The organism is Algoriphagus iocasae (assembly GCF_014206875.1).
Lineage (GTDB): Bacteria > Bacteroidota > Bacteroidia > Cytophagales > Cyclobacteriaceae > Algoriphagus > Algoriphagus iocasae.
Genome location: NZ_JACIJO010000001.1, coordinates 1,389,502 through 1,400,700, shown reverse-complemented (window position 1 = coordinate 1,400,700; position 11,199 = coordinate 1,389,502). Strand labels below are relative to the sequence as shown.

The window sequence follows — 11,199 nt, the reverse complement described above, 5'->3', positions numbered from 1 at the left end:
GATTTAAATCAGGAAATTTTGCGATCTTATAGAATACTTTTGTGGCAACCTAAACCAAGAAATTTTTATGTCGATCACCTACACTTCAGCAGAAAATGCAGTTTCCCTGATCAAAAGTCATCAGCGGGTTTTCATTCACGGAAGTGCTGCTACTCCTACCCGACTGCTTCATGCTTTGGCAGCAAAAAAAGATGAACTCAGAAATGTAGAACTAGTCGCGATTACCACTTTGGGAGAAATGCCGCTCGTTCAGCCGGATTGCAAAGAGTCTTTCTTTATGAATTCACTCTTTGTTTCTGAAAATGTCAGAAAAGCGGTCAATTCAGATCATGGTGGCTATGTCCCGATTTTTCTAAGTGAAATAGGCCATTTGTTTCGAAATAAAATCCTAGAAATAGATGTGGCATTGATCCATGTTTCCGAACCTGATGCACATGGTTTTTGCACTCTTGGCACTTCTGTGGATGTGGCAAAACCAGCGATAGAAACAGCTAGAATTATCATTGCCCAAGTAAACAAAAGAATGCCGAGAACGCATGGCGATGGGCATATTCACATTTCTAAATTTTCCGCCGCCATCCATGTGGACGATCCTTTGCCAGAAATTGATTACTCAAAGAAAATCACAGATCTAGAAATCCAGATTGGTCATCATATCTCTTCTCTCATAGAGGACAGATCGACTTTGCAAATGGGAATCGGCGCAATTCCAGATGCAGTTCTGAGCTCATTGAAGCATCACAAAGATTTGGGAGTGCACACAGAAATGTTCTCCAATGGTATTCTTGATTTAATGAAGTCTGGTGCTGTAACCAATGCTTACAAGAAAAAACATCCCGGTAAAGTTGTCTCATCTTTTGCTGCAGGTACGAGAGAATTGTACGATGCAGTTCACGACAATCCAGAGTTTTCATTTCATGAAGCTGCCTATGTGAATGACACAGCAGTTATTCGAAAAAACCCAAAAGTCATCTCAATTAACAGTTGCGTGGAAATGGACCTTACCGGTCAGGTTTGCGCAGATTCGATCGGAAGCTATCACTATTCAGGTGTAGGCGGGCAAATGGATTTTATGAGAGGAGCCGCTTTGTCCGTAGGAGGAAAACCTATCATGGCTTTGCCTTCCCAAACAAAAAAAGGAGCTTCTAAAATTGTCCCATTTTTAAAAGAAGGTGCTGGTGTCGTGACCACCAGAGCACATATGCAATACGTGGTTACCGAAAATGGAATTGCCAACCTATATGGTAAAAACCTAAGACAAAGAGCCTATGAATTGATGCGAATTGCTCATCCAGATCATCAGGAAGATTTGGAAAAAGCAATCGTTGAAAGATTTGGAAGCTATATCTATCCATTTCGATAAAAATTGCTGATTGACTGAGATTCAGTTTTTATTTATTCGGCTTCTCTATAGATTAGGGCTCCAATGACCCGAAATACTATGTCTTCAAAAAATTATGCATTCTTTGTCTCCATCACTGCTGCGCTAGGCGGTTTTCTTTTTGGCTTTGACACAGCCGTTATATCCGGTGCAGAAAGAGCGATACAAGAAGTTTGGAAACTAAGCGATTGGATGCATGGTTTGGCTATTGCTTCGGCATTATACGGAACAGTAATCGGTGCATTATTTGGAGGAATTCCTGCAGACAAAATCGGAAGAAAGCAGAGCTTACTTTGGATTGGGTTGTTTTACCTGATCTCGGCTTTGGGTTCAGCAATGGCCTGGGATGTTACTTCATTTACGATTTTCAGATTTCTCGGTGGTCTTGGAGTTGGAGCTTCTTCTGTAGTTGCTCCGATGTATATCTCAGAAATTGCACCCGCTAAAAACAGAGGACTTTTGGTGGCGCTTTATCAATTCAACATCGTATTTGGTATTGTGATGGCTTATGTTTCAAATTATTTGATCGGAACAGCTGAATTAGTACAGGATTGGAGATGGATGCTAGCTGCAGAGGCCCTTCCTGCATTTATCTATTCGATCCTGATTTTCCGAATTCCAGAAAGTCCAAGATGGCTGATCGGAAAGAAAAATGATGAAGTTCAGGCCAGAGCAATTTTGACCCGAACTGATCCTGATGGTGTGGATGAAGCAATTCGACTGGCATTGGAGGAGGAGAAAAAAATGAAAAAGGCAGGTAGCTTCTCAGCTATTTTCGAGAAGAGATTTCTTCCAACCACCGTCATGGCGATCATGTTCGCTTTCTTCAACCAAGTCTCTGGCATCAATGCCATTATTTATTTTGCTCCAAGAGTATTTGAAATGGCTGGAATTTCCACTGAAAGTGCATTGATATCTACGATTGGCATCGGAATCGTCAATTTATTAGCGACTTTCCTCGGCCTTTATTTAATCGATAGAATCGGAAGAAAGAAATTGATGTACATCGGCTCAGTTGGATACATTATCTCGCTATCATTGATGGCATTTAATTTCCTTGGTCCTGGAATCCCTACTTTCTGGTTACCCATATTCGTCTTTGCATTTATCACTTCCCATGCCATAGGTCAAGGATCTGTTATTTGGGTATTCATTTCAGAAATGTTCCCGAATGATTTACGAGCATATGGTCAATCTATCGGGTCCTTTACACACTGGATTTTGGCAGCCATCATCGCCAATGTTTTCCCTTTCTTCGCCAATCAGTTTGGACCAGGCTACATCTTCTCTTTCTTTGCTATCATGATGGTTTGGCAGCTGCTATGGGTGAAATTTATAATGCCGGAAACAAAAGGAAAATCATTGGAAGAAATCCATCAAAATATTCATTAAAACATGAAAAATAAGGTTATCGTCTTTGGAGAAATGTTGTGGGATTGTCTACCGGGAGGGGCTATTCCCGGAGGAGCTCCTATGAATGTGGCACTCAACCTTCATCGACTTGGACTGGAGTCAAAATTAATTTCTGCTGTAGGAAATGACGAAGATGGAAAAGGATTGATCAATTTTTTGGAACAATTCGGATTCCCAACTAGTCTGATCCAGATTTCCGAAGAGCACGAGACCTCCAAAGTTTTGGTGGATGATTCAGATCCTGAAAACATGAAGTATGATATTGTTTCCCCTGTAGCTTGGGATTTTATCAACTGGAATGAAGCTATGGATCAAGAAGTCTCCAAAGCTGATGCATTTGTTTTTGGAACTTTGGGAGTTCGAACCCCAGACAGTTTGACTACTTTAATCAAACTTCTTCACCACAAAACATTAAGGGTTTTTGATGCCAATCTCCGATCTCCATTTTATGATTTCGAAGTGATAGAAACGCTTTTGGGCTTTGCGGATATTCTAAAAATCAATGAGGATGAACTGGAAATCTTCGCTGATTACTTCAATCTAGACCCAAGCATCAAAGCGGTATGTGAATACTTGGATCAACATTATCCAATGGACTTGACTTGCGTCACCAAAGGTGCCAATGGCGCTTTGATCTATAAAAAGGGAGGAATCATCTCACATGCAGGATATAAGGTAAAAGTGGCGGACAGTATAGGTGCTGGAGATGCATTTTTAAGTGGCTTTGTCAAATGCCATCTTGAAGGCAGGGCACTGGAAGATACATTGGATTTTGCCAGTAAAATGGGAGCTTTTGTCGCTTCAAAAAATGGAGGGACTCCAAGCTACACTATTTCAGACATAGAGTCTATCAACTAAAAAAGGGAAGTAAAACTTCCCTTTTTCTTTAAAAACCTTTTCTGATCTGATTGGCTATTTCCGCTAATTCCTCTGAACTTAGCTTGAGTTTCGGTCTGGTGAAATTAATATCATCCATCGTTTTCAGCGGAACAAGGTGCACATGCACATGAGGCACTTCCAGACCAATCACTGCCACTCCTATTCGAGTACACTTGATGGTTTTATCCATGGCTTTGGCTACTTTCTGGGCAAAGAGATGAAGCCCGGATAAAACTTCCGGTTCCAGGTTAAAAATATAATCCACCTCTTGCTTTGGAACGACCAAAACGTGCCCTTTGACAAGTGGCATGATATCCAGAAAAGCAATGTAATTTTCATCCTCTGCTACGATCTGAGCGGGAATTTCTCGATTGATGATTTTGGTGAAAATTGAAGCCATAATTTTGAACAAAAAATCCCGGACTAGCCGGGATAAATGATTAATAAGATATATCTAAAATTTCGAATTGAAGTACGCCAGCAGGTGCATTGATTTCTGCAACTTCACCTACTTTTTTGCCTACCAAACCTTTTCCGAATGGAGAACCCAAGGAGATTTTTCCAGCTTTCAAATCAGCTTCTTCCTCAGATACCAGGGTATAAGAAACGGTCATGCCGTTTTTGACATTTTTAATTTTAACGGTACTAAGAATTCCAACTTTGGAAGTATCCATCTGCGAATTATCGAAAACTCTTGCATTTCCTACAACAGCCTCCAACTTGGCAATTTTAAGTTCAAGGTGACCTTGTGCATCTTTCGCTGCATCGTATTCAGCATTCTCACTTAAGTCTCCTTTGTCTCTTGCCTCAGCAATTTGCTTCGCAATGTCGGTACGTCCTTTCGTTTTTAATTCCTGAAGTTCATCTTTCAATTTCTTCAGCCCTTCTTCGGTGTAGTATTGTACTTTTCCCATATTTTTTCTCAATTAGAAAGGCACCAAAAACAAAGTAACGGTCGCGTTTTGGTGACCGTTACTTTGCCAGATGTCTTTATTTGATGCTCAAAGATAATAAACCAATTGCTACAAAACAATTGAACTATTTTTCATATTCTATCAATAATAGTCTTAAAACGGCTATTTGAAGGCTTTTGTTATCTTCTTTACCATGACTCTATTTATTTTTTTATAAGACTCAAAAGTCCATCCAGCGACATGAGGACTGAACAATACATTTTCTCTCTGTGCTAATTTTTCAAACTCTTCTTTTTGCTCATCCGTGAATCTCTGAAACTTCTCGTTTTCCAGAACATCCAACACTGCACCTCGAAGAATACCTCTGTCCAAAGCTTCATTTAGAGTCTTGAAACTGATCACTTCTCCTCTTGCAGTATTGATCAGCCAAATCGGATTTGCAAAACTCTCCAATTCCTCGATGGTTAAAAAATTTCGCGTTTCCTGAGTCAAAGGGACATGAATACTTAAGATTTCTGCTTCGGCTTTCACCTTTTCCCAGATCACTTCCTGAACAGCATTGGTACCAAAATCAAATTTGTATTTGTCATAGGCATAGATGTCCACATCGAATCCCTTCAGCCTTCTGGCAAAAGATTTCCCCATATTGCCATAACCCAAAATTCCGACTGATTTCCCCATTAATTCATGACCACGATTTCCTTCCCGATCCCAAATTCCTTTGCGTACTTCAGAGTCTGATTTTTTGATATTATTACATAGTGCCAAAAGCATCCCTACAGCATGTTCCGCCACCGCATCTCTATTCCCTTTGGCAGCATGAAACAGTTTAACTCCTCTTTCCACCAAATATTCCAAATCGATCTGATCCAAGCCAGCACCCGCTCTCCCAATAAATTTCAGATTGTTGGCTTTCTCCAATAATTCCCTGTCCATAGGGGTTTTGGAGCGGATTATAAGTCCATCGTATTGGTCTACGATTTCAAGTATTTCACTTCGGGTGATTTTTGGTGCATAGTTTACCTCATGCCCTTTTTTCTCAAGCATTGGCACAATGCTCAAATGCATTTCATCAATAATCAGAATTTTCATCTGTTTTCTTTTAGTTTATTAATGTCATCCCGAAATATATCGGGAGGAATCTCGCAAGGGGAATAATTCACTTTCAATATACCGTTTGCGACACGCTCGATTTCATGCGAAGATTTTAAATGTGCAAAAGAGACATTGCTACTAAAAAGTAAACTGCAAGTCCCAATAAATCATTTGCTGTTGTAATAAATGGACCAGATGCCAAAGCAGGATTGATACCGGCTTTGTCCAAAAGAATCGGAGTGATCGTGCCCATAAAAGAGGAAAGCAAAACCACGGAAAACAAAGCGATAGCCACGACTAAACCAAAAGCCACATCACTTTGATAAAACAAGACCACCACCGCAAAAACAAAAGTGGCGAGAATCAATCCATTGATGACAGCTACAGCCAATACCTTTAGAAAACGTTTGACAATCGAATCGTCAAAAGCTGATTTGCTGGCTAGTGATTGCACCACCAAAGAGGAAGACTGAATTCCTACATTTCCTCCTGTGGCAGTAATTAGGGGAATAAAAAATGCCAGAGCAGTTACTTTGCCCAATCCCTCTTCGAAGAACCCAATAAACCCTGCTCCCAATAATCCTCCAACAATCCCAATCAACAACCAAGGCAGACGAGCTTTTGTAAGACGGATTACACTATCATATTCATCAACTGTATCCGAGATACCAGTCATCGCCTGAATATCTTCCTCAGCTTCTTCCCGGATGATATCCAAGATGTCATCAAACGTAATTCTACCAACCAATTTGTTTTTCACATTGACCACAGGAACAGTTTCCAAATCATAACGACGCATGATTTCTGCCACTTCCTCTTGATCCATATGAGTTGGTACTGAGATTACCTCATCCTCATAAATATCCTCGATTTTGGTTTGCTCAGATGCAAGGACAATGCGTTTCAGTGAAACACGGCCAAGCAGCTGCTGTTTGTTATCGACAACATAAATCGAAAAGATTTTATCTACGTTTTCAGCTTGTCTTCTGATTTCATTGATAGTCTGGACTACATTCCAGTTTTTATTGGCTCGGATATATTCCTTTGCCATAATACCACCGGCAGTATCCTCTTCGTAACGTAATAGTTCCAGAATCTGCTCTGACTTTTGTCTATCAGTGAAATAACTGATTACTTCTTCCCTCTCCCGAAGTGGAAGAAGATTCAAAATATCCGCACCATCATCGGAGTCCATGCATTCGATCAAGCTGGCGATCTCCGGCGCTTCCATTTCTTTCAACACTCTGGACAAAGTATCTTCATCCAGCTCGATCAGAATATCCGCGGAAAACTGATTTTCTAGCAAACGCAGAACATAGATGGATTCATCCATCGAAAGTTCGTCCAAAATTGCGGCAACGTCGGCAACATTGGCACCATCAAGAGAGTCTTTGATGAAGGCATTATTCTCCTCTTCAATCCCCAGTCTGAGGCTTTCTAGGTACTCCTTCGAAAGTTCAAATTGCTTAATGATTTCCACGGGAAGCTTCTATTTGTTGTGCGATAAAAACAAAGTCAGCGACATCCAATTGCTCGGCACGCTTATCCATCAATGCATTCTCTTTTAATTCTTCTGGAAGTTGAAATGACTTTAAAGAATTTCTAAGCGTCTTTCTTCTATTTCCAAATCCACCTTTGACTACTTGAAAAAACAATTTCTCATTACAGTCGAGGCTCTTTACTTCATTCCTAACTAAGCGAATGACTCCTGAGTTCACTCTCGGAGGAGGGTCAAAGACTTCAGGTGGAACAGAAAACAAATATTCTATATCGTAAAATGCCTGAAGCAAAACCGAAAGGATACCATAATCCTTATTTCCTTTTGGGGACGCTATCCGCTCAGCCACTTCTTTTTGAAGCATACAGACGACTTCGGTCACCTGATCGCGGACTTCCAAAACCTTAAAGAAAATCTGAGAGGAAATATTGTAAGGGAAGTTCCCTGCGATTGCATATTGATCCGGGATTACTTTTTGTAAATCATACTTTAAATAATCTCCATAAATAATCCGCTGGTCAAGGCTCGGGTATTTCTTATGTAAGTAGTCAATGGACTCTTTATCTATATCAATCAGATAGAGTTCTAGGTCACTTTTCAACAAATAATCTGTGAGCACACCCATCCCAGGTCCGATCTCCAGGACTTTTTTTACCCCACCATGCCCTTTGACCGCCAGAGCTATCCGCTCCGCAATACTCAAATCGGTCAAAAAGTGCTGGCCAAGATGTTTTTTGGCTCTGACTTTTTCCATCGGTTAGCTCTGATTATTTTTTATAAATTAGCAACTTCAAAAATAAGAGAATATTCCTAAAGGACTACCCTGCGAATCGGCCTGCAATTAAAAGCCAATATTCGCAAAGCCCAAAATTATATGAACATAAGAAAGAGCAAACCCATCATTGGGATCAGCATTGGAGATATCAATGGAGTAGGAATCGAAGTGACGATCAAAGCATTATCTGACAATCGCATCTTTAAAAATTTCACTCCTTTAATTTATGGCCATGGCAAAGCCATTTCGTTCTATAAAAAGATTCTGGGAATTGAGGATTTTAATTTTGTGCAGATCAAATCATTAAATGAAATCCAGCACAAACGTGTCAATGTCATCAATGCCTTAGAAGAATGTCCTGAAGTGATTCCTGGAGTAGAATCCCAAGAAGCAGGAAAAATGGCCTTGGCAGCTCTTTCGATGGCTATGGAAGATTTAAAATCAAATGCTATCCAAGCCCTTGTTACTGCACCTGTCAATAAGAACAACATCAATTCCGAAGAATTGCACTTTGTAGGACATACAGAGTTCATCACGTCTGCCGTCGGAGCAAAAGACAGTTTGATGCTGATGGTTTCTGAGGAATTAAGAGTTGGTTTGGTAACCGGTCATATTCCTTTGGCTAAAGTTTCTGAAACAGTCACCAAAGAAAGAATAACCCAAAAAGCAAATTTGCTTTTGGCATCATTGGAAAAAGATTTTGGAATCAACAAGCCCAAGATTGCTATTTTAGGATTGAATCCTCATGCAGGCGAAGATGGACTATTGGGCCAAGAGGAAGAACAAATCATTAAACCGGCAATCCGGGAATTGAAAGACCAGAATAAAATGGTTTTTGGTCCTTATCCATCTGATGGATTCTTTGGGATGATGCATCAGACAAAATTTGATGGAATTTTAGCGATGTATCATGATCAGGGATTAATTCCATTTAAATCCATCGCCTTTAGTACTGGAGTGAATTTCACCGCAGGTTTACCTGTCATTAGAACCTCTCCAGATCACGGAACAGCCTATAATATTGCAGGTAAAAACCTGGCGGATGAAGGCTCCATGAGAGCTGCAATCTTTCTAGCTGCCGATATTGTGGAGCAACACGGAGAAAAAAGCGAATAGAAAATCAAATAATTGGAGAGAAAACCGCAAATCACCAAATATTATTTTACAATCTATTTTATCCTATTTAAATAATTCCCTAAATTTGCGGTCTTAAATCGAGAGGAGGAATCGTGAAATTCTGGAGAACCTTTGATATTGAGGTAATTAAGTTCGTTGAGGGAAGACACGAAATCGACTTCGAAATCGGAGATTCGTTCTTTCAACATTTCGAAGACAATCATCTTGTCGAAAAAGGCAATTTGACCGTACGGGTCAAAATGAATAAAGGCGCTAATCTGATAGAAATGGTATTTCAGATTCAAGGCAAAGTAAGACTCACCTGTGACAGAAGTCTAGAAGAGTACGATCAGCCATTGGATATTGAGGAAACCATGATCTACAAGTATGGCAGTGAAGAAGCTGAAATCAATGAAGATGTCATTATGATCACAAGGGACACCCCTTCTGTGAATGTGGCGCAGCTGATTTACGAATTCATATTGCTTAATCTTCCTGCAAAAAAAATTCATCCTGATTACAGAAATGAATTGGATGAGGATGATTTTGAAGGAGAAGGCGGCATTGTCTATTTAGATGAAGAAGAGTTTGAGGACGACGAACTTGAGGACAACTCAGAAGAAGAAACAAAAGAAATTGATCCCCGCTGGGCATCATTAAAAAATTTAAAAAACAAGGAATAATCATAAACCACACATAAAATGGCACATCCTAAACGAAAAATTTCGAAAACCAGAAGAGATAAAAGAAGAACTCATTACAAGTTAGAGGCTCCTGGATTGGCTAAATGCCCAACCACTGGTGAAATGCACTTGCCGCACAGAGCGTTCTGGTTGGATGGTAAATTGTACTACAAAGGACAAGTTATCATTGAAAAAGAAATCCTAGCTTAAGTTATATTCTTAAGAAAATTAAAATCCATTCTTCTTTCAGAATGGATTTTTTGTTTTAATAGGAATTCAAATCACTGTCTTTCAGTATATTGAATTCCAATGGTAGTTTTTGTTTTGGTGGTCAGAGACAATTATAATATTTTTGGCATTCCCCAAAGAAAGCTTACCTACCTTTCAACCCATTTTAAGGAGTTTTATATTTGGGGCTCCTTAGCATAACCAAAATATGATGGACAAAATCAGAGCCATGGTGACCGGGATTCAAGGATACGTTCCTGAGTACCGATTAACTAACAAAGAACTTGAAACTCTGGTAGATACCAACGACGAGTGGATTTACACAAGAACAGGAATCAAAGAAAGAAGAATTCTCAAGGGTGAAAATCAGGGAACTTCTGTCATGGGTGTAGAGGCAATCAAAGGTTTATTGGCAAAAACCAATACCGATCCAATGGATATTGACCTGATTATTTGCGCTACTGTAACACCTGACATGCCTTTTCCTGCTACTGCTAATATCATCGCAGATAAAGTAGGCGCTAAAAAAAGCTTTAGTTTTGATATTTCAGCAGCTTGTTCTGGATTTTTATATGCACTTCAAATCGGAAGTCAATTCATCCAAACTGGTCAGCATAAGAAAGTAATCGTAGTAGGAGCAGATAAAATGTCCTCGATTGTAAATTATGAAGATCGTACCACCTGTATCCTTTTTGGAGATGGTGCAGGAGCGGTGCTATTGGAACCAACCACAGAAGAGTTCGGAATCATGGATGCACTTCTTCATTCAGATGGATCTGGAGCTCCTTACCTGAATATGAAAGCTGGAGGCAGTATGAAACCTGCTACTCATGAAACAGTGGATGCCCGTGAACATTTTGCTGCTCAGGAAGGCTCAACTGTATTTAAATTTGCAGTAACCAATATGGCGGATGTCAGTGCAGCTGTCATGGAAAGAAACAATCTGACAAGTGATGATGTCGCTTGGCTGGTACCTCATCAGGCAAACAAGAGAATCATCGATGCCACTTCGAGCAGAATGGGAATCGGTTCAGACAAAGTCATGATGAATATTGAGAAATATGGCAACACCACTGCTGCTACTCTCCCACTTTGTCTTTGGGATTATGAAAGCCAATTGAAAAAAGGAGACAATTTGATTTTGGCAGCATTCGGAGGTGGATTCACCTGGGGAGCTATTTATATGAAGTGGGGATACGACCCAAAATAATTCGTTA

At 40.0% G+C, this 11,199-nt stretch carries 12 protein-coding genes; 7 read left to right on the top strand and 5 right to left on the bottom strand.

All coding sequences use genetic code 11. From position 1 onward, the window contains the following. The first annotated feature begins 67 nt into the window (after positions 1 to 67). The 3 genes from FHS59_RS06160 (at position 68) to FHS59_RS06150 (ending at position 3,652) form a co-directional block, all read left to right on the top strand. On the top strand, positions 68 to 1,363 hold the full coding sequence (locus FHS59_RS06160) for an acetyl-CoA hydrolase/transferase family protein (protein ID WP_184494003.1): 1,296 nt from the start codon (positions 68 to 70) through the stop codon (positions 1,361 to 1,363). A gap of 78 nt (positions 1,364 to 1,441) precedes the next feature. Further along, positions 1,442 to 2,773: a sugar porter family MFS transporter gene (locus FHS59_RS06155; protein WP_184494001.1), complete on the top strand. Its 1,332-nt coding sequence runs from the start codon at positions 1,442 to 1,444 to the stop codon at positions 2,771 to 2,773. A 3-nt stretch (positions 2,774 to 2,776) separates the two neighbouring features. Beyond that, the gene (locus FHS59_RS06150) at positions 2,777 to 3,652 is read left to right on the top strand and encodes a carbohydrate kinase family protein (protein ID WP_184493999.1); all 876 of its coding nucleotides are present in this window, start codon (positions 2,777 to 2,779) and stop codon (positions 3,650 to 3,652) included. 28 nt (positions 3,653 to 3,680) lie between these two features. Here the strand turns inward: FHS59_RS06150 and FHS59_RS06145 are convergent, their stop codons facing one another. The 5 genes from FHS59_RS06145 to rsmA all read right to left on the bottom strand — a co-directional run bounded on the left by FHS59_RS06145 (position 3,681) and on the right by rsmA (position 7,934). Further along, complete coding sequence (locus FHS59_RS06145) at positions 3,681 to 4,073, bottom strand: HIT family protein (RefSeq protein WP_184493997.1); 393 nt, start codon at positions 4,071 to 4,073, stop codon at positions 3,681 to 3,683. Between the two features lie 40 nt (positions 4,074 to 4,113). Next, a complete protein-coding gene (gene greA, locus FHS59_RS06140) occupies positions 4,114 to 4,587 on the bottom strand; it encodes a transcription elongation factor GreA (RefSeq protein ID WP_184493995.1) in 474 nt (157 codons plus the stop codon). Between the two features lie 162 nt (positions 4,588 to 4,749). Then, on the bottom strand, positions 4,750 to 5,679 hold the full coding sequence (locus FHS59_RS06135; protein WP_184493993.1) for an NAD(P)-dependent oxidoreductase: 930 nt from the start codon (positions 5,677 to 5,679) through the stop codon (positions 4,750 to 4,752). 115 nt (positions 5,680 to 5,794) lie between these two features. Beyond that, positions 5,795 to 7,162, bottom strand: a complete 1,368-nt coding sequence (mgtE, locus tag FHS59_RS06130; protein ID WP_184493991.1) for a magnesium transporter — start codon at positions 7,160 to 7,162, stop codon at positions 5,795 to 5,797. Then, positions 7,149 to 7,934 carry a 16S rRNA (adenine(1518)-N(6)/adenine(1519)-N(6))-dimethyltransferase RsmA gene (rsmA, locus tag FHS59_RS06125; RefSeq protein ID WP_184493989.1) on the bottom strand — a complete coding sequence of 262 codons (786 nt, stop codon included), beginning with the start codon at positions 7,932 to 7,934 and terminating at the stop codon, positions 7,149 to 7,151. Before rsmA ends, mgtE begins: the two co-directional genes overlap by 14 nt. Positions 7,935 to 8,054: 120 nt before the next feature. Here rsmA and pdxA point away from each other — a divergent pair, with 120 nt between their 5' ends. The 4 genes from pdxA to FHS59_RS06105 all read left to right on the top strand — a co-directional run bounded on the left by pdxA (position 8,055) and on the right by FHS59_RS06105 (position 11,192). Beyond that, a complete protein-coding gene (gene pdxA, locus FHS59_RS06120) occupies positions 8,055 to 9,071 on the top strand; it encodes a 4-hydroxythreonine-4-phosphate dehydrogenase PdxA (RefSeq protein ID WP_184493987.1) in 1,017 nt (338 codons plus the stop codon). A gap of 113 nt (positions 9,072 to 9,184) precedes the next feature. After that, a complete protein-coding gene (locus tag FHS59_RS06115; protein ID WP_184493985.1) occupies positions 9,185 to 9,754 on the top strand; it encodes a YceD family protein in 570 nt (189 codons plus the stop codon). 18 nt (positions 9,755 to 9,772) lie between these two features. Then, positions 9,773 to 9,964, top strand: coding sequence for a 50S ribosomal protein L32 (gene rpmF, locus FHS59_RS06110; RefSeq protein ID WP_057938136.1), 192 nt, complete (start codon positions 9,773 to 9,775; stop codon positions 9,962 to 9,964). Positions 9,965 to 10,193: 229 nt separating this feature from the next. Then, the gene (locus tag FHS59_RS06105) at positions 10,194 to 11,192 is read left to right on the top strand and encodes a beta-ketoacyl-ACP synthase III (protein ID WP_184494513.1); all 999 of its coding nucleotides are present in this window, start codon (positions 10,194 to 10,196) and stop codon (positions 11,190 to 11,192) included. Positions 11,193 to 11,199: the final 7 nt, after the last annotated feature.